This window comes from Microbispora sp. NBC_01389 (assembly GCF_045040095.1).
Classification (GTDB): domain Bacteria; phylum Actinomycetota; class Actinomycetes; order Streptosporangiales; family Streptosporangiaceae; genus Microbispora.
Window position 1 is genome coordinate 6,069,940 of record NZ_CP109552.1, and the last position, 24,330, is coordinate 6,094,269.

The 24,330-nt window shown below is 72.9% G+C and carries 18 protein-coding genes; 9 read left to right on the forward strand and 9 right to left on the reverse strand.

The features are described from left to right. The first annotated feature begins 29 nt into the window (after nt 1–29). Both OG344_RS26850 and OG344_RS26855 read left to right on the forward strand, forming a co-directional pair. Complete coding sequence (locus OG344_RS26850) at nt 30–1,520, forward strand: Ig-like domain-containing protein (RefSeq protein ID WP_405085476.1); 1,491 nt, start codon at nt 30–32, stop codon at nt 1,518–1,520. A gap of 300 nt (nt 1,521–1,820) precedes the next feature. After that, nucleotides 1,821–2,687 (forward strand): dihydrodipicolinate synthase family protein, encoded by an 867-nt coding sequence (locus OG344_RS26855; RefSeq protein ID WP_405085477.1) that lies wholly within the window; start codon nt 1,821–1,823, stop codon nt 2,685–2,687. On the opposite strand, the gene OG344_RS26860 is transcribed toward OG344_RS26855, so the two are convergent. Continuing rightward, nucleotides 2,684–3,922, reverse strand: coding sequence for a DUF6716 putative glycosyltransferase (locus OG344_RS26860; RefSeq protein ID WP_405085478.1), 1,239 nt, complete (start codon nt 3,920–3,922; stop codon nt 2,684–2,686). The two genes, OG344_RS26855 and OG344_RS26860, sit on opposite strands and share 4 nt — an antisense overlap. Continuing rightward, nucleotides 3,919–4,971 carry a hypothetical protein gene (locus tag OG344_RS26865; RefSeq protein ID WP_405085479.1) on the reverse strand — a complete coding sequence of 351 codons (1,053 nt, stop codon included), beginning with the start codon at nt 4,969–4,971 and terminating at the stop codon, nt 3,919–3,921. The genes OG344_RS26860 and OG344_RS26865 overlap by 4 nt, the downstream gene beginning before the upstream one ends. A gap of 98 nt (nt 4,972–5,069) precedes the next feature. Here OG344_RS26865 and OG344_RS26870 point away from each other — a divergent pair, with 98 nt between their 5' ends. The 7 genes from OG344_RS26870 (at nt 5,070) to OG344_RS26900 (ending at nt 13,543) form a co-directional block, all read left to right on the forward strand. Further along, nucleotides 5,070–5,888: an aldo/keto reductase gene (locus OG344_RS26870; protein WP_405085480.1), complete on the forward strand. Its 819-nt coding sequence runs from the start codon at nt 5,070–5,072 to the stop codon at nt 5,886–5,888. 121 nt (nt 5,889–6,009) lie between these two features. Continuing rightward, a complete protein-coding gene (locus OG344_RS26875; protein ID WP_405085481.1) occupies nt 6,010–7,461 on the forward strand; it encodes a sulfatase in 1,452 nt (483 codons plus the stop codon). 302 nt (nt 7,462–7,763) lie between these two features. After that, a complete protein-coding gene (locus tag OG344_RS26880; protein ID WP_327046058.1) occupies nt 7,764–9,113 on the forward strand; it encodes an extracellular solute-binding protein in 1,350 nt (449 codons plus the stop codon). A gap of 84 nt (nt 9,114–9,197) precedes the next feature. Continuing rightward, entirely contained in the window at nt 9,198–10,172 is a 975-nt protein-coding gene (locus OG344_RS26885; protein ID WP_327046059.1) for a sugar ABC transporter permease, read from the forward strand. After that, nucleotides 10,169–11,062, forward strand: a complete 894-nt coding sequence (locus tag OG344_RS26890; RefSeq protein ID WP_327046060.1) for a carbohydrate ABC transporter permease — start codon at nt 10,169–10,171, stop codon at nt 11,060–11,062. The genes OG344_RS26885 and OG344_RS26890 overlap by 4 nt, the downstream gene beginning before the upstream one ends. 41 nt (nt 11,063–11,103) lie before the next feature. Beyond that, a complete protein-coding gene (locus tag OG344_RS26895) occupies nt 11,104–12,495 on the forward strand; it encodes a GH1 family beta-glucosidase (protein WP_327049605.1) in 1,392 nt (463 codons plus the stop codon). Nucleotides 12,496–12,523: 28 nt separating this feature from the next. After that, the gene (locus OG344_RS26900) at nt 12,524–13,543 is read left to right on the forward strand and encodes a LacI family DNA-binding transcriptional regulator (protein ID WP_405085482.1); all 1,020 of its coding nucleotides are present in this window, start codon (nt 12,524–12,526) and stop codon (nt 13,541–13,543) included. An 84-nt stretch (nt 13,544–13,627) separates the two neighbouring features. Here OG344_RS26900 and OG344_RS26905 read toward each other — a convergent pair whose 3' ends face one another. The 7 genes from OG344_RS26905 to OG344_RS26935 are packed head-to-tail and all read right to left on the reverse strand — an operon-like array spanning nt 13,628 to nt 24,330. Then, nucleotides 13,628–16,906, reverse strand: a complete 3,279-nt coding sequence (locus OG344_RS26905; RefSeq protein ID WP_405085483.1) for an AMP-binding protein — start codon at nt 16,904–16,906, stop codon at nt 13,628–13,630. After that, on the reverse strand, nt 16,903–18,951 hold the full coding sequence (locus OG344_RS26910; RefSeq protein WP_405085484.1) for a non-ribosomal peptide synthetase: 2,049 nt from the start codon (nt 18,949–18,951) through the stop codon (nt 16,903–16,905). Before OG344_RS26910 ends, OG344_RS26905 begins: the two co-directional genes overlap by 4 nt. A gap of 7 nt (nt 18,952–18,958) precedes the next feature. Beyond that, nucleotides 18,959–20,458 (reverse strand): condensation domain-containing protein, encoded by a 1,500-nt coding sequence (locus OG344_RS26915; RefSeq protein WP_405085485.1) that lies wholly within the window; start codon nt 20,456–20,458, stop codon nt 18,959–18,961. An 8-nt stretch (nt 20,459–20,466) separates the two neighbouring features. After that, entirely contained in the window at nt 20,467–20,649 is a 183-nt protein-coding gene (locus tag OG344_RS26920) for an MbtH family NRPS accessory protein (protein WP_327046065.1), read from the reverse strand. Nucleotides 20,650–20,651: 2 nt separating this feature from the next. Continuing rightward, the gene (locus OG344_RS26925; protein ID WP_405085486.1) at nt 20,652–22,481 is read right to left on the reverse strand and encodes a condensation domain-containing protein; all 1,830 of its coding nucleotides are present in this window, start codon (nt 22,479–22,481) and stop codon (nt 20,652–20,654) included. Beyond that, nucleotides 22,478–22,759, reverse strand: a complete 282-nt coding sequence (locus OG344_RS26930; protein WP_405085487.1) for a phosphopantetheine-binding protein — start codon at nt 22,757–22,759, stop codon at nt 22,478–22,480. Before OG344_RS26930 ends, OG344_RS26925 begins: the two co-directional genes overlap by 4 nt. After that, entirely contained in the window at nt 22,753–24,330 is a 1,578-nt protein-coding gene (locus OG344_RS26935) for a condensation domain-containing protein (RefSeq protein ID WP_405085488.1), read from the reverse strand. Before OG344_RS26935 ends, OG344_RS26930 begins: the two co-directional genes overlap by 7 nt.

Consider the following 24,330-nt stretch of genomic DNA (forward strand, 5'->3'; position numbering starts at 1 on the left):
TGTCAACCACAGAGAGTAAGGACGACAAGTTGAACCGCATACCGTGTCAGCGGCGCGGCCTCGCCGGTCGAGCCAGGGCCGTGGCGACGGCGACCCTCGCCGGGGCCTTCATGATCCCCCTGCTCGCGGCGACGACCGCGGCGTCCCAGGCGCAGTCCGTCTCCGGCCCCACCGTGGGCAGGCCCGCGCACCAGGCCGCGGCCGCACCCTGCGTGCGGCAGGGGCAGGCCAACTACCCGGTCGAGTACTACTGGAAGAACGCGTTCGGCATGCGGCTGGGCAGCGGCTCGATCTCGGTCACCACCTCGCCCTCGCTCTGGGGCGGTCAGATCGCCCCAGGCAGCACCTTCACCCTCACGCTCACACACCGTACGGCGCAGTGGCCGCTGCTGGTCCGGACCTACACCACGATGTGGGACGTGTCCTCCCTGCTCGCCAACGCCCAGGTGGTGGGGCCGGTGAGCAACGGGGCTCTGAGCGGCAACACCCTGAGCGTCACGTCGCCGGGCACCAAGACCGACCCGGGTCCGACAGTCATCACCTTCCGGGTCAGGCCGGGCACCGTCGGGCGGAGCATGACCATCCGCCCGAGCGGGATCAGCAGCGTCATCGCCGCTCCCGGCCAGCTCGGCAACAACGCCTCCGCCCCGCCCATCAACATCGTCAACGGGCAGTCCATCTCGCCCACCAACGCGACCGACGACACCGCCGCCACCACGGAGAACACCGCCGTCACCGTGCCGGTGCTGGCCAACGACACCGCGACGGCCCCGACGATCAGCCAGGTGACCCAGCCCGCCAACGGCACGGTGCGGATCTCCGGCGACAAGCTGATCTACACGCCCGACACGGACCGCGCCGGCACCGACACCTTCACCTACACCATCGACACCGCCTGCGGCAGCAGCACCGCGACGGTCACCGTCGCCGTCACCTGCACCCGCACGCCCGTCGACCTGGTCAACGGCAGCTTCGAGACGCCTGTCGTGAACCGCTACGACTGGAACATCCCCGACGCCTCCACCAACCCCGGCGTCGGCTGGCGGACGACCGCTTCCGACCGCAAGCTGGAGTTCTGGAACAGCTCCAGCGGCGTCCCGGCGGCGGACGGCCAGCAGTTCGCCGAGCTCAACGCCAACGAGCCCTCCACGCTCTACCAGGACGTTCCCACGGTTCCCGGGACGGTGATGACCTGGTCGCTGTATCACCGGGGCCGGGCGGGAACCGATGTGATGCGGGTCCTCATCGGCGCACCGGGCGCCACCACCGCGCAGACGCCGGACGGGGCCGCCTCCCCCGACATCTCGGACGGCAACACCGCCTGGGGCCGTTACACCGGCACGTACGTCGTGCCCGCCGGGCAGACCGTGACCCGCTTCGCCTTCGAATCGGTGTCGGCCGCCGGTGGGAACCCGGCGGTCGGCAACTTCCTCGACGGCGTCGTCTTCCAGACGCCGCCCTGCCTGCCCATGGCCGGCAACGCGAGGTCCGGTAAGGCGAGCACCGCGCGTCAGTTCTGACGCGCCGGGCCACCCTCCCGCGTTGATCCAGGCGGCGGGAGCGGTGGCCCGATCACCATGAGTCACGCTCGTGGCCGGGGAGGGAACCGGCCGCGAGCGGAGGGGGGCGGTGCGCGCGCACCGCCCCCCTCCCTTCAGGACGGCCTGCGGGAGTGGCTCCCCTGAAAGCGACCAGCACGGGGGCACCTGGCAGTGCTGCCATGTTCTTCACGAGACCCTCCCGGCAACATTAGATTTGCTAACAAATAATTTCAGAACAATTCAATTGTTCTTATAGATTGCCCGCCGGACACTGCAGGCATGACACTGACCGGTTTGTACGTCCCACTGATCACTCCCTTCGACGCCGATGGCGCCGTCGCCCTGACAGCGCTGGAGGCCCTGGCGCACGACATGCTGGACGCCGACGCGACGGGCGTCGTCGCGCTGGGCACCACGGCGGAGCCGGCCTCCCTGACGGACGGCGAGCGGCGCGCCGTCCTCGACGTGGTCGCCGGGGTCTGCCGGGCCCGCTCGGCGGAGCTTCTGGTCGGCGCGAACACGGCGGAGGCGCTGACGGCGCTGCGCCGCCGTCCCGAGGTGACCGCCGCCCTCACGCTCGTGCCGCCGTTCGTACGGCCCGGCGAGGCCGGGGTGGTCGCGCACTTCGCCGCGCTCGCCGCGGCGAGTCCGGTGCCGCTGGTCGTCTACCACGTGCCCTACCGGACGGGCCAGCCCCTGTCCGCCGACGCCATCCGGCGGCTGGCCGGGCTGCCCGGCATCGCCGGGGTGAAGTACTCCGCCGGAGGGATCGACGCGGAGACCGTCGAGCTTCTGGCGGATCCGCCGGCGGGCTTCGCGGTGCTGGGCGGTGACGACGTCGTCGTCTCACCCCTGCTGGCGCTCGGCGCGCACGGCGGGATCCTCGCCTCGGCGCATCTCTGCACCGCGCGGTTCGCCGAACTGATCACCTTGTGGCGGTCGGGCGACGCGGCCGGGGCCCGGGCGCTCGGCCACCGCCTGGCGGCCCTGTCGGCGGCCCTGTTCGCGGAGCCCAACCCCGCCGTCGTCAAGGCCGTCCTGCACGCGCGGGGCCGCATCCCGGCCCCCGGCGTACGGCTGCCGCTGCTGCCGGCCGGCCCGGAGGCGCTGCGACGGGCGCTCCGGGCGGCGGACGCCGTCGTCTAGAGAGCCTTGAGGTAGCGGCGCATGCGGCGCTTGGCGCGGTAGCCGTACCGGAGGACCTTGGGCGGCACCTCCAGGCGCAGCCGGGCGCGGCGGCGGGCGGCGGCGTGCTCAGGGCCGTCCAGGAGCGAGCGGGCCGGCTCCAGCGTGCCCGCGCGGGCCGCGGCGACCAGCGCCGCCACCCGGCCGGCCCAGTCGGTGGCCGAAGCGTCGTGGAAGTAGTTGGCCCGGCACCACTCCGCGTCGGGGGTGCGGAAGCCGGCCTTCGCCAGGTCGTCGAGCGTGCCGAGGCAGCCGCTGCCCTCGAACACCAGATTGATCATCTCGGCGCTCACTCCGAAGTCCGACAGCACGAGCAGCGGCACATGCCCGGCGATCGCCTCCAGCGCGGCCGTCGAGCTGACCGTGACGAACCCGGCCGCGCGCGACAGGTGCTCGTGCATCGGCCCGGCGGCGAAGCGCACCAGGTCGCGGTCCACCCGGCCCTCGTCCGCCAGCGCGTTCCACAGCCGCTCGTAGTGGTGGCGTTCGTTGTGCGTCTGCCGCTCGTCGTCGCGGGCCCGCAGCTTGACCACCACGTCCAGGTCCGGCCGGGCGCGCGCGAGTGCGGCCAGGGCGAACAGGACGTCCTCCCGCTCCTCGCGGCGGCGGGGCACCTTGGCCTGCGTGGCGAACACCACCCGGTCGCGGACGCCCCCGCCGGTGTCCGCGCCGAGGCCGCCGAGGCCCGCGCCGAGGTCCAGGTAGGGCAGCCGGGCGAGCGCCACCGCCCCTCCCCCGCCCAGCTCACGGCCCACGGCCGAGAACTCGGCGACCTCCCGGCCGCTGTGCACCACGAACAGGTCGCAGCCGCTGCGGAACAGCCAGGCCTTCTCCGTCGCGGGCACGGAGATGCCGGGCAGCCCCGACACCAGCACCGGGCGGGGCCGCAGCCCGGCCGGCGTCTCCGCGGCGAGCGCGTCCACCACGGGCCCGGTGCAGGCCAGCAGCACGACGTCGGGCCGGAACCGCTCGGCGGTCCGCCGCAACTGCCGCGCCGATTGCACCGCGGGCAGTTCCCGCCCCGCGGCGCCGGCCCGGGTGCCGCTCACCGCGGCGGCGATCTGTGCCGCCGAGGGCGCGATGGGGGTACGGACGACGACCAGATCCGTGGTCCAGTCCTCCGGGAGCGCGTCGAGCAGGCCCGCGGCCCACTTGAGGTACGAATCGGAGTCGGCCACGGCGAGCAGACGGGTCAAGGAGCGACCTTTCCTTCACTTGTTCGGGGAGAGTCCGGCGGTGCCCCGCTCGTCTGCTGGGGCTGGTGCGCGAACAACTGGAGATGGGAACGGAGCGACGGGGCGGCCGAGGAGGTCCACCAGTCGGCCGGCACGTCCACGGCCTCCACCGGCACACCCCGGGCCGACAGCAGCACGCGCAGCGAGGTCACGGCGGTGGACGGCAGGCTCAGCACCCGCTGGCCCGGCCGCAGGTCGCGCAGCGTCATCTCGGCCGGGGCTCCGGCGTCGTACACGGTCAGGCCGGCGATGCGGCGCACCCGGTCGAGGTCGCGGGGGTCCTCCCGCCGGTGGGGGAAGTACGCGACGGGCTCCTCGATCCGCTCCAGCCAGCGCAGGTAGCGGTCGCGGTGGATGAGCCCGTTGCGTACGAGCGAGGTGCCGAGCACGACCGTGCGCTCCGGCGGCGGCCGGTCGGCGGGCTGGGCGCGCAGCCAGGCGAAATCGTGCCGGACGAGCCGGACGCCCGCGCCCGCCACCTCCTCGGCGAGGCCGGCGGGAACGGGGAGCGCGGTGAAAACCGACGGCCGGCGCGTGCGCAGGCGGAGCCCGGCCGCCGCGCCCAGCACCCTGCGGCCCAGGCTCGCCGTCGCACGGGCGCGCAGCAGGGGGCGCCGCGCGACCAGTAACTCCAGGAGACGGATCGTGGCGAGCCCGTCGTCCACGAGCACGGTGCGCCCGGGGACGGCCGTCACGAGGGCGAGCTGGACCCGGCCGGAGAAGGCGTCGCCCACGGCCCAGGTGCGGCCCGGACGGGGAATCCGCTCGGACGGCTCGGCGAACTCCAGCCCCTCGGGCAGCCCGAGGCGCCCCAGCTCACGCCGGGTCAGCCGGAGCGCGGGCAGCCCGGACCGCGGCACCACCCGGGTGGTGCGGCCGAGGAGCCCCGCATGGTGCGCTTCGACGACGCACAGAAGCTGCAGGGGGGACTCCACCCATGCGACGGCCTGCCCCTGCCCGGCGGCGTGGCACCGTCCCTCGTCATCCACGCCGCGTGAGGATTCGTTCACGACGCGCTCACCCTAGCCACCCCATGCGACGTACGCGGGAACTCGGGGTGAACGGACCCGGAAGGGATCATGCCGGGGCGTTGGGGCAGCATAGGGGCATGGAAGTCATCACTTTGAACAACGGCGTTCCCATGCCGCGGCTCGGCTTCGGCGTCTGGCAGGTGGCCGACGACGAGGCGGAGAAGGCCGTGACGACGGCGCTCGAATGCGGATACCGGAGCATCGACACGGCCAGGCTCTACAACAACGAGGAGGGCGTCGGCCGGGCCCTGCGCGCCTCCGGCATCCCCCGCGAGGAGCTGTTCGTCACCACCAAGCTGTGGAACGACGAGCAGGGCTACGACGAGGCGCTGCGCGCCTTCGACGCCAGCACGCGGCGGCTCGGCCTGGAGACCGTCGACCTCTATCTGATCCACTGGCCGGCGCCGAACCGGAACCGGTACGTCGAGACGTGGCAGGCCCTGGAGAAGCTGTACGCCGACGGCCGGGTCCGGGCGATCGGGGTGTCCAACTTCACCGTGGACACGCTGCAGCGGCTGCTCGCCGAGACCGGCGTGGTCCCCGTGCTCAACCAGATCGAGCTGCACCCGCAGCTCGCCCAGCGGGAACTGCGCGACTTCCACGCGCGGCACGGCGTCGCCACCGAGGCGTGGAGCCCGCTCGGGCAGGGCCGGGGCCTGCTCGACCTGCCGGTCCTCGCCGAGATCGGCGCCAGGCACGGCAGGACCGCCGCGCAGGCGGTGCTGCGCTGGCACCTCCAGCTCGGCAACGTGGTGATCCCGAAGTCGGTGACGCCCTCGCGGATCAGGGAGAACTTCGAGGTCTTCGACTTCGAGCTGAGCGCGGACGACATGGCCGCGATCGACGCTCTCGACGCCGGCCGCCGCCTCGGGCCCGACCCCGCCACCTTCGGATAGGAACCGGCTCGCCGGGCCGGGGGCGCGTGTCGCGGCGAAGCTTCCCGAACCGGACGCGGCGCGTCCACGCGGTCACCCTGCGTACGTTTCCCCAGGCGGACGGAGGGATATGGTTGCTGCCGTGCCGCAACCGCGACGATCGACGAAACTGTGGGCAGGGCTCGCCGCGGCGCTCCTGCCGGCTCTCGGGCTCACCGGCGCCGCCCGGGTCGAGCCCGCTCCGGCGGAGCACCGGCCCAACATCGTGCTGATCCTGACCGACGACCTCGACGCGGCGGACCTCAGCCGGTTCCCCAACATCTCCAATCTGCTGGTGAGCCAGGGCACCACCCTGTCGCGGTTCTTCGTCACCAACCCCTGGTGCTGTCCCTCCCGCTCCTCGATCCTCCGGTCGCAGTACATGCACAGCCATCAGGTCGAGAGCAACCGGTCGCCGACCGGCGGGTTCACGAAGTTCCGGCCGCTGGAGACGTCCACGCTCGGGACGTGGATGCACGACGCGGGCTACCGGACCGCGCTCTTCGGCAAGTATCTCAACAACTACCCCCAGGGCGCGCCGCGCACGTACATCCCTCCCGGCTGGGACGAGTGGGCCGTGCCGGTCACCCGCCTCTACCAGGAGTACGGCTACGCGCTCAACGACAACGGCGTGATCCGGCACTACGGCCACGCGCCGGAGGACTACCTGGAGGACGTGCTGAGCGCCAAGGCGGCGGCGTTCGCCTCCTCGGGAGGCGCACCGTTCTTCCTCTACCTCGCCCCCGTCGCGCCGCACCTGCCCGCGCACCACGCGGCGCGCCACGCGGCCGCCTTCGCGGACGATCAGGCCCCGCGGACCGCGTCCTTCGACCAGGCCGACCTGTCCGCCGAGCCCGGCTGGCTCCAGGAGCGGACGCCGCTGTCGGCCGCCGACGTGCGCAGGATCGACCGGGTCCACCGCGACCGGCTGCGCGCCATGCTCGGCGTGGACGACATGGTGGGCGCCCTGGTCGACGCGCTGACCCGGGCGGGCCGGCTCGACGACACCTATATCTTCTTCACCTCCGACAACGGCTTCCATCTCGGGCAGCACCGGCTGCGGCCGGGCAAGACGACGCCCTTCGAGGAGGACATCCGGGTGCCGATGGTGGTGCGCGGGCCCGGCGTGCCGACCGGGGGTGTGATCGACAGGCTCGCCTCGACCGTCGACCTCGCGCCGACGTTCGCCGAGCTGGGCGGAGCCTCCGTGCCGCTCTCCGCCGAGGGCCGGTCGCTCGTCCCGCTGCTGCGCGGGCTCGACGTGCCCTGGCGCGACGCCGTCCTGGTCGAGTTCTACCACCCCTCCTATTCACCGCAGTCGCCGCCGAGCTACGCCGTGCTGCGCACCGGCCGGTACGCGTACGTGGAGTACGAGACCGGGGAGCGGCAGCTCTACGATCTGTGGGAGGACCCGGCGGAGCTGCGCAACATCGCGGGCTCGGCGGACACCGGCGTCGTCGCCGCGCTGTCGGTCCGGCTGGCGCTGCTGCGGGCCTGCGCGGGCATGACCTGCGCGCTGACGGACGCCGCCGGTGTCGGCGACGGCACGGCATAACGGCACCACCGTCACAGGTTTGGGGCGCCCGGTATTCATTTCTGCCCATATGGTGATGGGAGCGCTCCCATGCGTACTATGTCCTATATCACCCCTTTTAACGCACCTAACCCACCGTGGAGTAACAGTTAGGTTTCGGCATATTGACGCCCGCGTTGCTCATAGAGGACCCTTCGTGGGAGCGCTCCCAACAGCGCTCGCACCCACAAGCACAACCATTAGTCGCGGGCCGTGACGTCGGGGACCGGCCTGGGATGAACCTCCCAAGAGATTCAGGTACCACCTGAGAGGGGTCCGGAAGAATGTTCAACAACTCGCGCCGCGGCAGGCTGCTCGCGGTCGCCACGGTGGCGGCGCTGGCTCTCGGCGTCACCACCGCCTGCGGCACGGACGACAAGCCCGCCGACAACGCGGCGGGCGGCTCCACTGCGGCGGCGGATCCCGTGACCATCACGCTTCAGACGTTCGGCGGCGGCAAGAACTTCGGTTACAAGGAGGCCGTCGACAAGTGGAACGCCGAGCACAAGGACATCACGATCAAGTATGACAACCTGACCGACCAGTTCGAGCAGGTCTACTGGCCGCAGATGATCCAGTGGCTGCAGTCCGGCGCGGGCGCCGGCGACGTCGTCGGCATCGACGAGGGCGGCATGGGCCTCGCCAAGGCGCACCCCGAGTGGTGGGCCGACCTCGGCGAGCAGGGCCTGCAGAACCGCAAGGCCGACTTCGCCGACTGGAAGTGGGAGAACGGCGTCACCGCCGACGGCAAGCTGTTCGGCCTCGGCACCGACGTCGGCGGCATGAGCCTCTGCTACCGCCGTGACCTGTTCGAGAAGGCGGGCCTCCCGGCCGACCGCGACGAGGTCAGCAAGCTCTGGCCGACGTGGGACGACTTCGTCAAGGTCGCCCACAAGTTCCAGGACAAGATCAAGGACACCAAGTTCGTCGACGGCACCAACACGCTCTACAACGTGGTCCTGGTGCAGGAGGCCGCCAAGAACGGCAACGTCTCCTACTTCGACAAGGACAACAACCTGATCGTCGACAAGAACCCGGCGGTCAAGTCGGCCTACGACTTCGCCCAGAAGATCAGCCAGGAGGGCCTCACGGCCAAGCTGCGCAACTTCACGCCCGAGTGGAACACCGGCATGAAGAAGTCGCAGTTCGCCACTCTCGGCTGCCCGTCCTGGATGCTCGGCGCGGTGAGCGGTGACGGCGGCGCCGGACCGGACTTCAAGGGCAAGTGGGACGTCGCGGCGGTGCCCGGCGACGGTGGCAACTGGGGCGGCTCCTGGCTCGCGGTGCCGAAGCAGTCCAAGCACCCCAAGGAGGCCGCGCAGGTCCTCGACTACCTGACCGGTAAGGACGCCGAGGTCAGCGTCTTCAACTTCGCCGGCAACATGCCGAGTAACGTCCAGGCCCAGCAGGACCCGGCCGTCCAGGGCGCGAAGAACGAGTACTTCAACGACGCTCCGGTCGGCGACATCTTCGCCAAGTCCGCCGCCGCGCTTCAGCCGGTCTTCCTCGGCGTGAAGCACGCCCAGGTCAAGAACGCGGTCGAGTCGGTCGTCTCGGCGATCGACGACGGCTCGGTGCCGTACGCGAACGGCTGGAAGAAGCTGGTCGACGACGCAGTGAAGGCCGCGGGCTGATCCTGCCCGCCAGGTGAGCACCGGCCCGCCGCAGCGGCACCCCGCCGGCGGGCCGGTCGCCTGCTTTCACCCGAAAGGTAACTTATGAGCCTGCACGTCGACGCCGGGCAACCCACCCGCGCACCGATGCCGCCCGGCCGGAGGCACGTCCGGCCGGGATCGGGCCGGTCCTTCCTGACCTGGCTGGATCTCAGGGCCGCTCCCTACCTCCTGGTCTCTCCCTACTACCTGCTCTTCCTGATCTTCGGGCTCTTCCCGCTCGGCTTCACCCTGTACTACTCGTTCTTCGACTACGACCTCACCGGTACGGTCGAGTGGACGGGCCTCGGCAACTACACCGCCATGCTCGGCGACGCCGACTTCTGGAAGGCGGTCGTCAACACCCTCGCGATGTTCGCCATCGCGACGATCCCGCAGATGCTGCTGGCCCTGCTGCTGGCCAACGCGCTGAACAAGCGGATGAAGGCGCAGCTGTTCGTCCGGCTGGGCGTCCTGCTCCCCCTCGTCACCTCGGTGGTGGCGGTGGCGGTCGTCTTCACCCAGCTGTACGGCCGCGACTGGGGCGTCGTCAACTGGGTTCTGGGCTGGTTCGGGGCCGACCCGATCGACTGGAAGGCCCAGCGTCTCCCCTCCTGGCTCGCCATCGCGACGATGATCGACTGGCGCTGGACCGGCTACAACGCGATCATCTTCCTGGCCGGCATGCAGACGATCCCCAAGGACCTCTACGAGGCGGCCTCGATCGACGGCGCGTCCCGGCGGCGCCAGTTCTGGCAGATCACGATCCCGATGCTCCGGCCCACGATGATCTTCGTGGTGCTGAACTCCACCATCGGCGGTCTCACGCTGTTCTCCGAGCCGACCACGTTCTACAACGGCAACGTCCACGGCGGCACCGACAGCCAGTTCCAGACCGTCTCGATGTTCATCTTCGAGCAGGGCTTCCGCGAGTTCGACTACGGCTACGCCTCCGCGGCCGCGTGGTTGCTGTTCCTGCTCATCCTCGTCGGGTCGGCCATCAACTTCCTGCTCATCCGCCGGATCGGGGGCAACAAGTGACCACGCTCTCCGCGCCCGCCACCACGCGGCGGCGCCGCGCCAAGGCGCCGGGAGGGGCCGCCGGCCTCTGGAACGCCACGCCGATGACGAGGCTCGTTCTCGCGGTCACGATCATCATCTCGGCGTTCCCGCTGTACTACATGATCGTCATCGCCTCGCGCACCAACACCGAGGCGACCGACATGCCGCCGCCGTTCCTGCCGGGCGGCAACCTCGGGGAGAACGTCCACCGGGTGCTCACCAACCCCGACGCGCACTATCTGGCCGGTCTCACCAACTCGCTGATCATCGCCGCCACGGTGACGTTCTCGGTGGTGCTGATCTCGACGTTCGCCGGCTTCGCGTTCGCCCGGCTGAACTTCCGGGGCGGCAAGGTCCTGCTGCTGCTGGTCCTGCTGACCATGATGGTCCCGCTGCAGCAGATGGGCATCGTCCCCCTCTACCGCCTCATGGTCAGCCTCGAATGGGTCGGCTCGATCAAGGCGGTGATCCTGCCCTACCTGCTCAACGGCTTCGGCGTCTTCCTCATGACGCAGTACACCCAGCAGGCCGTGCCCAACGAACTGGTCGAGGCCGCCCGGGTCGACGGCGCGTCCACCCTGCGCATCTGGTTCAACGTCGTCCTGCCCGCCGTACGGCCGGGCATGGCGGTGCTGGGCATCAACACGTTCATGCTGATCTGGAACGACTTCATGTGGCCGCTGATCGTCCTGACCCCGGACAACCCGACGGTCCAGGTCGCGATCAACTCGCTGAACGCGAAGTACGGAACGGACTACGTGCTGATCTTCAGCGGCACGCTGATGTCGATTCTCCCGCTCATCGTCGTCTTCATCCTGTTCGGCCGACAGATCATCGGCGGACTCATGGAAGGTGCGGTCAAGGCGTGACAACGCAAGACACACGACCAGAGGCGGAGGCGGCCGGCCTGATGTTCCCCACAGGGTTCGTCTGGGGCGCCGCGACCTCCGCGTACCAGATCGAGGGTGGGCTCACCGCGGACGGGCGGGGCACCTCGATCTGGGACAGTTTCTGCCGCCAGGAGGGCCGGATCGTCGGCGGCGACCACGCCGAGACCGCGATCGACCACTACAACCGGTACCGCGACGACGTGAAGCTGATGGCCGACCTCGGCCTGACGGCCTACCGGTTCTCGGTCTCCTGGCCGCGGATCCAGGCCGACGGCTCGGGCGCGTACAACGCCAAGGGCCTCGACTTCTACAAGAGGCTCGTCGACGAGCTGCTGAGCTACGGCATCGACCCGTGGCTGACGCTCTACCACTGGGACCTCCCGCAGGCCCTGGAAGACGCGGGCGGGTGGCCCGCACGGGACACGTCGAAGCGCTTCGCCGACTTCGCCGCGACCGTCCACGCCGAGCTCGCCGACCGGGTCAGGAACTGGAGCACGGTCAACGAGCCCTGGTGCTCGGCGTTCCTGGGGTACGCCTCGGGCGAGCACGCGCCGGGCAGGCGTGAGCCGGCCGCCGCGCTGCGCGCCGCGCACCACCTCAACCTCGCGCACGGCCTGGCCGTGCAGGCGATGCGGGCGCAGAACGCCGATTCGCAGATCGGCGGGTGCGTGAACCTCTACCCGGTCACGCCGGCCACCGCCAGCGAGGCCGACCAGGACGCCGCCCGCCGCATCGACGGGCTGCAGAACCGGTTCTTCCTCGACGCGCTGCTCAAGGGCGCGTACCCGGAGGACGTGCTGGCCGACCTGAGCCACATCTCAGACATGTCCTTCATCCAGGACGGCGACCTGGCCGCCATCGGCGCTCCGCTCGACATGCTGCTGGTCAACTACTACAGCCGCTTCACCGTGTCGGGCGCCCCCGGCGGGTCCGTGTCGGCCGCGGCCGCCCCGACCGACTCCGGGTCGCCGTGGATCGGCAGCGAGCACGTCGGGTTCGTCAACGCCGGCCGCCCGGTCACCGCGATGGGCTGGGAGATCGACGACAGCGGGCTGTACGAGACGCTGCGGCGGCTCGCCGACGAGTACCCGCGTATCCCCCTCTACATCTCCGAGAACGGCGCGGCGTACGACGACGTGTTCGGCGAGGACGGGACCGTGCACGACCCCGACCGCGTCGCCTACATCGAGGCGCACCTGCGCACCTGCCACGCCGCCATCGAGTCCGGCGTCCCGCTCCAGGGCTACTTCGCCTGGTCCCTGATGGACAACTTCGAGTGGGCCTGGGGATACGGCAAGCGCTTCGGCCTCGTCTACGTGGACTACGAGACCCAGGCGAGGACGATGAAATCGAGCGCGTTGTGGTATGCCGACACCATCAGGCACGGCGGCCTGCTGGGTCGGGCACAATAAGCTCAGACGCGATAAGGGGGCAGTATAGATGAACGGGGACCGCCGTTCCGGAGGTCGGCCGACTCTGGAAGCGGTCGCCGCGCGTGCCGGTGTCGGCCGCGGCACCGTGTCGCGGGTAATCAACGGCTCACCGAAGGTGAGCGACCGTGCCCGCGACGCGGTGTTACTGGCGATCCAGGAGCTCGGCTACGTGCCCAATCGGGCGGCGCGTACCCTTGTGACCAACCGGACCGACACCATCGCCCTGGTGGTGTCGGAATCGGAGCAGCGCGTCTTCGACGAACCGTACTTCGCCGGGCTGATCCGCGGGATCGGCTCGGCGCTGGGTGAGACCGGCCTCCAGCTGATCCTCACGATGGCGCAGAACCGCGCCGAGCACGACCGCCTGGAGCACTACCTGACCGGGCAGCACGTGGACGGCGTCCTGCTCACCTCGGTGCACGGCGCCGACCCTCTGCCGGGACGGCTGGAGGACTTGGGCGTGCCCACCGTGCTCGGTGGCCGGCCCGTCGGGCTGAACCCCTACAGCTTCGTCGACATGGACAACCGCGCGGGCGCGCGGCAGGCGGTCAAGTATCTGGTCTCCAAGGGCCGGAGCCGGATCGCCACCATCGCCGGTCCCCAGGACATGGGCGTGGGTGTCGACCGTCTGGCCGGGTACCGCGACGCGCTGCTCGCCACCGGGATGAGCGAACGCGTCTCGTACGGCGACTTCTCCGAGGAGAGCGGTTCGGCGGCCATGCGTGAGCTGCTGGCCCGCCATCCCGACCTCGACGCGGTGTTCACCGCGTCCGACCCCATGGCGGTCGGGGCGCTGCGCGTGCTCAAGGAGAGCGGCATGGTGGTGCCGGACGACGTCGCGCTGATCGGTTTCGAGGACTCGAAGGTCGCCCTGCACACCGAGCCCGCGCTGACCAGCGTGCACCAGCCGACGGAGGCGATGGGCCGGCAGATGGTGCAGCTCCTGATCGCCCGCATCAACGGCGAGCCGCTGGAGCAGCCGGTCGTCATCCTCGACACCCACCTGGTGATCCGCGCCTCCGCCTGAGGACGCGCCAAGAACGACGAGACCGCCGCACATCCCCGATGTGTGCGGCGGTCTCGTTGTCGTCGGCCCTGCCTTCGAGAGGGCTCAGCCGTCGGCGGACGAGAGCAGGCGCTCGGCCTCCTCCTCCGACATGCCCTCCAGCTCGGCGACCAGCAGGTCCTCCAGCGCGGCCGCCAGGTCGGCCACGGTGCGCCGCTCGAAGATGGTCCGGACCGGCACCTCCACCCCGGTCGTACGGCGCAGCCGGGCCGCGATCCGCGTCGCGAGCAGCGAGTGCCCGCCGAGGGCGAAGAAGTCGTCGTCGGCGCCGACGGAGGCGACGCCGAGCAGCTCGGCCCAGACCTCGGCCACCAGCAGCTCCGCGTCCGTGCTCGGCGGGACGTGCCCGGCCGACGGCCCCCGGACCGGCGCGGGCAGCGCCGCGCGGTCCACCTTGCCGCGGCTGGTGAGCGGCAGCGCGTCGAGACCGACCCAGGCGGTCGGGACGAGATGCCGGGGCAGGGTCCGCGCGAGGTGCGCGGCGAGCTCCTCCCCGGTCGCGGTCCCCGTCACGTACGCCACGAGTTCCTCGGCGTGGACCGTCACGAACGCCTGGCCGACCCCCGGGTGGTCGAGCAGGCGCGCCTCGACCTCGCCCGGCTCGATCCGGAAGCCGCGCACCTTGAGCTGCCCGTCGAGCCGGCCCAGGAACTCCAGCTCGCCGTCCTGGTTCCAGCGCGCCCGGTCCCCGGTGCGGTACCGCCGCGCTCCCGGCGGCCCGGCGGGGTCGGGGACGAAGGCGGCGGCCGTGAGCGCGGGGCGGCGCAGGTAGCCGCGGGCCACGCCGGCTCCGCCGACGACCAGTTCGCCGATCGCGCCCTTCGGGACCGGGGCTCCGGCGGCGTCGAGCAGGTGGACCGTCGTCGCGCCGACGGGCCGGCCGATCGGCGGCCTGCCGTACGGCGCCGCGCCGGGGCCCGCCGCGGAACCGCTCCCCAGGCCCGACCCCAGACCGGACCCCCGGCTGGACTCAAGGCCGGACTCAAGGCCGGCCCCAGGACCGGCACCGAGGTCGGCCCAGGTCGCGATGACCGCGGCCTCGGTCGGGCCGTAGGTGTTCAGCAGGCGGACGCCGTCGCCGAACCGGCGCCGCCAGCGCGTCCAGGCACCGCCGGACGCCTGCTCGCCGCCGATGATCACCAGGCGCAGCGCGGGCGGCCAGGCGATCTGGTCGATCTCCTCGACCAGGTGGTGCCAGTAGGCGGTGGGCAGGTCGAGCACCGTGATCCGCTCCCCGCCCGGCGCGGCCAGCAGGTCGGGCAGCGTCGCCGCCCCGCCGGGGAGCAGCACCAGGGTCGCTCCCGCGGCGAGCGCGGGGAACACCTCTTCGAGGTGGGTGTCGAAGCTCAGCGACGCGAACTGGACGACACGGTCGCCGGGCGTCAGGCCGTACGCGTCGCGCATCCACCGGATGCGGGCCGCGATGGCGCGGTGCTCGACCGCGACGCCCTTGGGGCGGCCGGTGGAGCCGGAGGTGGAGATGACGTAGGCGACGTCTCCCGGCCGGGTCTCACCCGACCCCTCCTCGCCCTGCTGCCCGATGGACCGCTGCTCGGGGGGCCACTGGTCGCCCTGCTCGGTGGGCCCCTGTGCGTCCTCTTCCCCGCCGGGGATCGGGCCGACGGCGACGAGCCCGGGGGGCGGCGTACGGGTCGTGATCACATGCGTGGCCCCGGCGTCCGCGAGCGAGAAGGCCATCCGCTCGTCCGGCTCGTCCGGCTCGAACGGCAGGTAGGCCGCGCCGGCCCGCCAGACGGCGAGCAGCGCGACGATCGCCTCGGCCGATCGGGGCAGGCGGACGCCGACGACGTCGCCGGGGCGGACGCCGGACGCGCGCAGCGACGCGGCGAGCCGGGCCGCCCGCAGGTCCAGCTCGCCGTACGTGAGCTCGGTCTCCCCGCAGGCCACCGCGACGGCGCCGGGCGTGCGGCGGACGGTCTCGGCGATCATCTCGGGGACCGCCGGCCCGGGAACGTCCGCGCCGTCGCCGGCCATCGTGTGGATGTCGGCCTCGTCGTCGTCGGTCCAGACGCGCAGCTCGGAGATCCGGCGATGCGGCTCGGCCGCGGCCGAGGCGAGCAGGAGCAGGAAGCGCTCGGCGAGCCGCCGGACGGCCTGCGCCTCGTGCGGGGACCCGCTGGACCCGTCGTGACCGAACGAAACGGTGATCCCGCCGCCGTCCCGCCACGCCTCGGTGTAGAGGCCGAGCTTCACCTGCCGGAAGCCGTCGGGGAAGAAGCCGACGGACAGGTCCCCGAAAGGCCGGGAGGGACCCACGTCCTGGGTGTGCAGGATGAACACGGTCGGCATCAGCGCCTGGGCGGGGTGCCCGATCCGCTCGAACGGCACCGACGTCCTGCTCATCGCCGTCAGCGCCTCGCGCCCGGTGCTCCGCAGCAGGTCGGCGAACGCGGGATCGCCGCCGAGGTCGCCGCGCAGCACGACGGTCTGCGTGAGGTAGCCGATCAGCGGCTCCAGCTCGACCCGGTCGCGCCCGGCGACGACCGTCCCGACGAGGACGTCGTCGTGGCCGGAGTGGCGGTGCAGGAGGACCTGGTAGGCCGCCATGAGCACGGTGAACAGGGTGGTCCGGTGCTCGCGGGCGAGCCGGTCGAGCCGGTCCGCGACCTCCGGGCCGACCCGGACGATCTGGAACCCGCCCGGCCCGTGGCCCGCGCCGCCCTCCGCGCCGCCGTCGTCCCCGCCGCCGATGCCGCCGATGCCACAGGGCAGATCGGACGGCGGCGGATCGGCCAGCCGCTCCTGCCAGTACGGCACCGCGCGCTCGGCGCGGCGGCGCTGCCAGCGGGCGTAGTCGGACGGGTGGACCGGCAGCGGCGCCAGTTCCGGCGCGCGGCCGCGCAGCCGCGCGGTGTAGCACTCCGCCAGGTCGTCGAGGAGGATCCCCAGCGACCAGCCGTCGCCGATGATGTGGTGCATCGTGACGCACAGGACGTGGTCCAGCGGCCCGATCCCGATCACCGCCACGCGCAGCGGCACGCCGTCCGCGAGGTCGAACGGCGCGTTGACCCGCTCGGCGACGAGCCGCCCGGCGTGCTCCTCGTCCGTCGCGGCCGGCCACGCCACCGGCGGCGGGGAGCCGGCCGGCTCCGCGACCGCCCAGGGGACGCCGTCCTCCTCCTCGAACCGGGTGCGCAGGCTCTCGTGCCGGGCCACCACGTCGGCGATCGCCCCTTCGAGGGCGTCCCGGTCGAGGGGGCCGCGCAGCCGGCGGACGAGATACATACCGAAAGAGGCGTCGCGCGGATCCAGCTTCTGCAGGAGCCAGAGCCGTTCCTGGTCCGGCGAGAGCGGCGCCCTCATCGGTCCGACATCCCGTCGAGCACCGCCGCGAGGTCCTCGGCGCTGAGGCCGTCGAGTTCGTCGCGGAGCGCGGCGATCTCGGCGAGGTCCAGGTCGTCGTCATCGAGCCGGTCCATCGCCGCCGCCAGGCCGGCCACCGTGGGGTTCTCGAACAGCTCGACGATCGGCACACCGATCGCGAACCGCGCCTGGATCCTGGCGATGATCTGGGTGGCGGTCAGCGAGTGGCCGCCCAGCTCGAAGAAGTCGTCGTCGACGCCGACCGGCTCCGCGATGCCGAGCACCTCTCCCCACAGCGCCGCGAGATCCTCCTCCAGCGGCGTGGACGGCGGCCGGTACGGCCGGCTCCCGGCGCGGGTCCACTCGGGCGCGGGCAGGGCGGCGCGGTCGAGCTTCCCGTTGGGGGTGAGCGGCAGGGCGTCCAGCACAACGAGACGCGCCGGCACCATGTATTCGGGGACGCTGAGGCGCAGCCGGTCCCGCAGGGAGGCCCACAGATCCGCCTCCCCGGCCCCCGAGGGCGTCTCCGAGGGCGTCTCCGGGGAAATCTCCCCGGCGGTCTCCCGGGCAGCCTCTCCGCTGGCGGTCTCTCCGCTGGCGGTCTCTCCGCTGGCGCGCACGACGTAGGCCACCAGGCGGGCCAGCCCGTCGTGGCCGGCGTGGACGCCGACCGCCGCGCCGGCCACCTCCGGCGCGGCCCGCAGCACGGTCTCGATCTCGCCGAGCTCGATCCGGAAGCCGCGCACCTTCACCTGCTGGTCGGCCCGGCCGAGATAGCGCAGCCTGCCGTTCTCCAGCGCGGCCAGGTCGCCCGTGGCGTACAGGCGTGCCCCGGGAACCGCGGAGAACGGGTCGGGCCGGAACCGGTCCGCCGTCTGGCCCGGCATGCCGCGATATCCCCTGGCCAGGCCGGCGCCGCCGATGTGCAGCTCCCCGGCCTCGCCGGGCGGCACCGGACGCCCGTCGGGCCCGAGGATGTGCACGGTCGTCCTGCCGATCGGCTCGCCCAGGTCGATGGGGGCGGGCGACCCTCCCTCGTCGACCAGGGCGACCCGCCCGGCCGTCGACCAGACCGTCGTCTCGGTGGGGCCGTACACGTTCCAGAGGCGGGCGCCGTCGGCGAGGAGGGCGTCGGCGAGGTCGCGGGGCAGCGCCTCTCCCCCGCACAGCCGGGTCGCGATGTTCGCGGGGACTCCGCCGGACTCGATCAGGATGCGCCAGCTCGCCGGGGTCGCTTGCATGATCGTGACGGCGTCGGTCACGGCCCGCGACCGCAGGGCCCGGCCGTCCGTCGTCTCGTGCGCGGACGCGACCACGACGCGGGCGCCGCGGGTCAGCGGCAGGAGCAGCTCCAGCACGGAGATGTCGAACGACAGCGTGGTGACCGCGAGCCAGGCGTCGCGCGGGCCGAGCTCCAGCAGGGAGGCGAAGGACTCCAGCAGGTTGACCACCGCGCCGTGCGGGACCGCGACCCCCTTGGGCCGGCCGGTGGAGCCGGAGGTGTACATGAGGTAGGCGAGATCCCCCACCGGCCCCGCACCGTCACCAGCGCCGTCACCAGCGCCGTCGCCGTCCTGCCCCTCGCCCGCGACCGGTACGCCGTCCCACGCCAGCTCGACGACGTCCGGGACGCCGTCGAGCAGCGCGGAGCCGACGCCCTTGCCGGCCAGCACCAGCCGGATGCCCGCGTCCTCCCGCATGTGGCGGAGCCGGTCCTCCGGGAACGCCGGGTCGAGCGGCACGTACGCGCCGCCGGCCCGCCAGACGGCGAGCAGCGCCACGACCATGCCGGGGCACCGCTCCAGGCACAGGCCCACCGGCACCTCCGGCCCGACGCCGCGGGCGCGCAGCAGCGCCGCCAGCCGGTCGGCCCGGTCGAGCAGCTCCCGGTATGTCAGCACGCCGCCGTCGCCGCTCACGGCGACCGCGCCGGGGCTCTCGTCACGCCACCGGCGGATCAGCGCGAGCGCCGTCGCGGCGTCCGTTCCCGGCCGCCCGGCACCCGGGGCCGCCGGCCCGCCGCTCACCGCGTCACTCACTGTCATGCACCTTTCACTTCGAGAACGCGCCGCTCAGCGCGGACAGACGGGTCTCCGGGTCGGCCCCGGCCCGCCGTACGACCTCGGCGAAACCGCGGACGAGGCGGCGCGCGGTCGCGGGCGTGAACAGGTCGGCGCTGTAGTCGAAGACGCCGCCCAGCCCCTCCGGTCCGCGCCACAGGTCGAGCGAGACCTCGGACTTGGTGTGGCTGGGCGGGATCGTGTGGACCTCGGCGTCGAGGTCGGCGAACCGGGTCCCCAGCAGGTCGTCCTTGGGCAGGTCGCTGTGCAGGTTGAACATGGCCTGGCACAGCGGCGGCCGGCCGACGTCGCGGGGCACGCGCAGCGCGGCCAGGATGTGCTCGAACGGCACGTCCGCGTGCCGCATCCCGGCCAGGGTCGTCTCCCGCACGCGGTCCAGCAGCTCGTGGAACGCCGGATCGCCGGACAGGTCGGCCCGCAGCACCAGCGTGTTGCCGAAGTAGCCGATCAGCGGGGCGAGCTCGCTGCGGGTCCGGCGGGACGCCGGGACGCCGACGCAGAAGTCGGACTGGCCGGACGCCAGGGCCAGGGTCGCCTGGTAGGCGGCGACCAGGGCCATGAATGACGTGCAGCGCCGTTTCCTGGCCACCCGCTCCAGGGGCGCGACCTCCTCCGGCGGCAGCAGCAGCTCCTCGCGCCCGCCGCGCCCCGACCACCGGGACGGCCGGGGATGATCAGGTGGCAGGTCGAGTGCGGGGGCGCCGGCCAGGCGGCCCGCCCAGTGCTCCACGCCCGCCGTGTGGTCCCGCCGTCTCTCCTGCACGGCGTAGGAGGAGTACTGCATCGGCAGCTCCGCCAGGACGGGCTCACGCCCCTCGCGCGTCGCCGCGTAACACTCGGCGAGCTCGCGCATGAGCACGTCGAGCGACCAGCCGTCCACCACGATGTGGTGCAGGACGATGCACAGCACCACCTCGTCCTCTCCCCGCCAGGCCACGCCGACCCGCAGGGGAGGTTCGTTCTCCAGGTCGAACGGGCGCTCGGCGAACTCGCGCAACGCCTCGCCGGCCCCCGCTCCGCCGGGACCCGTTCCGCCGGGACCCGTTCCGCCGGGACCCGCCTCGCCGGAGATCGCGAGCTCCTCCACCGGCGTCGGCGCGGGTGGCAGCACCACCTGCACGGGAGCGTCCCCGCGCAGCCGGAAGCGGGTCCGCAGCACCTCGTGCCGCTCGGTGACCCGGGTGAACGCCGAGGCCAGCGCGGTCGTGTCGAGCCGCCCGCGCAGCCGTACGGACCAGGGCGTGTTGTAGCTGGTGTCGGCGGGGTCGAAGCGGCTGAGAAACCACAGGCGCTCCTGTCCCGGCGACAGCGGCCACTCCTGCCCGCCGGGGTCCGCCGCCGCGCCCCCGAGGGAGCGCAGCAGCGCCGCCCGGCGCTCGGGGGGCAGCCCGGCCAGCTTCTCGATCAGCGCCGCGCGGCGCTCGGCGCCGCTCACCCGCCCCGTCGTCGGCCCAGTCGTCGGCCCGGTCATCGGCCCGGTCATCCGCCGCGTACGCTCAGCGGGCGCATGTCGGTCCACACCGTCTCGATGTGGTCCAGGCATTCCTGCCGGGTGCCGGTGAAGCCGGTGGGCCGCCACCCGGCGGGCGGCTCGCGGTCGCTCCACCACACCGAATACTGCTCCTCGTCGTTGACGACCACGAGCATCGGGGACTCGGTCATTTTCACCTTCCCAAAGCAGTCATTGCGGAAGAGGGGACCCGGCCGCCGCCCTCGGTCAGGCGGGGGCGGTCCGGCCAGCCGGAGGGGCCGGCCGGCGGCGCCGGGCACAGCACGTAGTGCCGGGGGGCGAGCACGCCGGTGCGACCGGCCGCGGCCCGCATCACGGCGGCGTGGACGGCGTCGGGCGTGTCCAGCCCGGGACGCGCCACGAGATAGCCGGTCAGCCGGGCCGCCCCGTCGTCGCCGGGCTCCACCACGACCGCGGCCGGACCGGTGCCGCAGACCCGGCGCAGCAGCGCCTCGGTCTCCGGCAGGCTCACCCAGTCGGGGCCGATCCGCGTCCATCCGGCCGGACGCCGCACCGGGTCGAGGCCGGCGACCTCCGCGATCCGGTCCAGCGGCACGTCCGCCGAGACCGCCCGGACCAGCAGCTCCTCCAGGCCGCCGAGCATCCGCTCGGCGACCCGCCCGGGCAGGAACGCCGTGTCCACCAGCACGAAGAACTCGCAGGTGGACGGGGCCGGGCCGGTGGCGAAGAAGATCTTCGCCTTGACCTTCGAGTAGGCGCCGACGAAGAACGTCCTGGTCCGGCCCCGCAGCGCGGCCAGCGCCCCGGCGTCACCGGGATCGACGTCCGGCAGGCCCGACCAGCGGCCGCCCTGCCGGACATCGTTGAAGAACGCGTCCAGGTCGATGTCGGCGCCGCGGTGCCACGCCTCGGCGTCCCGGGCGGCGAGCACGAGCGAGGGGTCGTAGTGCCCGTTCCGGTAGGTCGCCAGGGTCCTGCGGTGCCCCGGCCCCAGCGCCTCGGCGAAGGTGCCGGCCCCCAGATCACCGCGCCCCGGATCCCCGTTGCGCAGGTCACCGGAGCCCAGGTCGATGACGCAGAGCCCGTCCTGCGCGGCCGGACCGGCCATCGCCCCCGTACGGAGGTGATGCCGGTTCGACACGATGAGCTGCAGCGCGGCGATGGAGTGCCCGGTGACGGCGGCCAGCAGGGCGGCGCTCGCGACCGTGAGCACGCTGGAGGTCGTCACGCCGTGCCGGGCGGCCAGCGCCTCGGCGGCGACGGCCGCCGCCGGGGAGTCCATCCCGTAGCGGACGAAACGCGGCTCCTCCGGCTCCCGCTCGGGGAAGTCGAACATCGAGCGCGGCGCGGACGCCAGGCCGTTCCGCCAGTGACGCAGCGCCTGCGCGCCGGGCGGCGGGTCCGACCGCTCGAAGGCGGCCTGGTCGAGCGGCTGCCACTCCGGGACGGGCAGGTCCTCCCCGGCGACGAGCCGCGGCCACTCCGCGGCCACCATGTTCAGCGACCAGCCGTCGAGCGCGAGATGGGACAGCGCGAGCGCCAGCGCGCGCGGCCGGCCCCTCAGGCAGACCACCGCGCACCGGACGGGCAGCTCCGCGGCGTAGTCGAACCCGGTCGCGGCCAGTTCGGCGGCCAGCGCCTTGGCGGCGGTCATCGGCTTCGCCGCCGCCTCGTACACGCCCACGGTGATCCGGCCTTCCCGCCACACCCGCTGGACGGTCCCCTCCTCGGCGCCCTCCCCGGCGCCCTCCCGGACGTACGCCGTGCGCAGCGTCTCGTGCCGCTCGACGAGCCGTCCGACGGCGCGCAGCACGGCGTCCAGGTCGGCGGCGCCGGTCACCGGCAGGGTCCAGGCCAGGTTGAAGTAGGGATCGCCGTCGTCCAGCCACTGGGTGGAACGCCAGATGCCCTGCTGCCCCCAGGTCAGCGCGGCCTGCCCGCCCCGCGCGCCGCGGAACTCCACGGTGCGGGGCGGCAGCGCGGTGAGGCCGGGCGCCTGCGCCGCCGGCGGGCTGCCGGTCACCTCCGCTGCCCGCCGGTGTCTCCGTGACCGTCCGCGTCACCGTCGCCGCCGGTGTGCGCGGCGATGTGCCCGGCCAGGCCGTCGAGTGTGTCGAGGTAGCCGCCGTCCAGGTCGACGTCGCAGCCGAACTCGGTCTCCACCATGTCGATCAGCCGGAGGTAGGCGAGCGAGTTGAGGCCGAGCGCGGGCAGGCTGCAGTCGGCCGCCAGCACGTCGGCGGCGGCCAGGTCCCCGCCGCTCGCCTTGGACACCAGCTCGGCGAGGCGCTCCCTCAGCATGCCTCCTCCCGGAGGAGGGCGACCTCCGCGGCGACCCCCGCGATCGTCGGCTCGTCGAAGAACAGGTCGAAGGACAGCTCCACGTCCATCCGCTCGCGCACCTTCGCGATGATCTCGACGATCGTCAGCGAGTGCCCGCCGAGGTCGAAGAGGTCCTCGTCCGGCCCGATGCCGGGCCGTTTGAACACCTCGCTCCAGATCTCCGCGACCTCCGCCAGGTAGGGCGTGGCGCCCGCCTCCCCGGCGCGCGGCACCGCGGCCGGTTCCGCTTCACTCCGCCTCGCCTCCGTCCGTACGGAGGAGGACTCGACCGGAGCCGGCAGCGGCAGGTGGGAGAGGTCGGTGTCGTCGGGGGCGGTGGCCACCGCCTCCAGAAGGTCGAGCAGGTGCCCCACGAGGGACTCGCAGCCGGAGCGGCTGAGGATCGCCGGGTTGAACTGCAGCCGGGCCGTGCTGCCGTCCGGGGCGTCGACCACCTGCAGGTGCAGCGTGCCGCGCACCTGGTGGTTGAACGACATCCAGTCGACCGACGCCGCCACCCCGGGGAACTCCGGCGCGCTCCCGTCGCGCCCGCGGTAGCTGACCGAGACCGGCGTCAGCGCGGTGCGCGGGCTCACGCCCCCGACCGCGCGGGCGAGCGGCACCTGCCGGAACCGGTAGACGGCCCGCAGCTCGCCGCGCACCGACCCGGCGAACTCGGCGAACGTCCCGCCCGGGGCGCCGGCCCGCACCGGCAGCTCGTTCACGAAGAGGCCGATGAGGTCCCGCGTCTCCTCGGTCCTGGTCGACAGGTCCACCGACACCGCCGCGTCCTCGTTGCCGTACGCGGCGAGCAGGGTGTGGACGGCGGTGAGCACCAGCTCGAACCGGGTGACGCCCATCTTGTCTGCGGCGACGGCGAGCCCGGCGGGAAGGGCGAAGTCGACGGCCTCGCCCGCGGCGGCCCGGGTGGAGACGCCCGTGAGCCCGGGGAGCCGCAGGTCCTGCCGGTCCTGCCAGCGGTCCCGCCAGAACGCGGCGGCCTCGTCGAGCAGCTCGGCCACCCGGGTGTTCTCCCGCTCGACGGCCTCGCCGTACGTCAGGGGAAGGGCCGGCAGCGGCCGCCCGGCGTAGGCGTCGGCCAGGCCGCGCACCAGGAGGTCCTTGGACATGCCGTCGAAGACCGCGTGGTGGGCGACGACGACCAGGAGGTGCCGCTCCGGCGCGAGCCGGAAGAGCCTGAACCGGGCCGTCGGGCCGGTCTCCAGGTCCAGGTCGAGGGACGCCTCGCGGTCGACCAGTTCACCGGCCTCGCGCCCGGTGGCGTCCTCGAACCCGATCGGCGGCGGCACGGCGGCCGGGGCGGGGCGCAGCACGGCGTCCCGCTCGGCCAGCGCCGCGGCCAGCTGGGGATGCGCGCGGACCACGTCGTGGCAGGCGGCCAGCAGCCGGTCCGCGTCGAGAGGGCCGTCGAACCGGATCGCGAGCGGCATGTGGTACACCTGACCGCCGCAGCCCATCCGCTCCGTTACCCACATGCCGTGCTGCGCGAGGGACGACTGCTCCCCCTCGCCCGTGAGCGTCGGTGACAT